The sequence below is a fragment of the Desemzia sp. FAM 23990 genome, from assembly GCF_045528485.1.
In the GTDB taxonomy this organism is placed as follows: domain Bacteria; phylum Bacillota; class Bacilli; order Lactobacillales; family Carnobacteriaceae; genus Desemzia.
The window spans coordinates 1-255 of sequence record NZ_JBGQQW010000106.1; the positions used below are offsets into that span (position 1 = coordinate 1).

General features: G+C 47.8%; 1 rRNA gene. It reads right to left on the reverse strand.

The window, feature by feature from the left end:
* Nucleotides 1-25: 25 nt before the first annotated feature.
* Nucleotides 26-255: ribosomal RNA gene (locus ACEN4I_RS13665) — 23S ribosomal RNA — on the reverse strand; the annotation flags it as partial.

Here is a 255-nt window from a genome sequence, read left to right on the forward strand (position 1 = left end):
GATTCTTCGAATCCACCTAAAAACTTTGGTTAAGTCCTCGACCGATTAGTATTGGTCCGCTCCATCTATCACTAGACTTCCACTTCCAACCTATCTACCTGATCATCTTTCAGGGGTCTTACTCACTGACGTGATGGGAAATCTCATCTTGAGGGGGGCTTCACGCTTAGATGCTTTCAGCGTTTATCCCTTCCACACATAGCTACCCAGCGATGCTCTTGGCAGAACAACTGGTACACCAGCGGTGTGTCCATC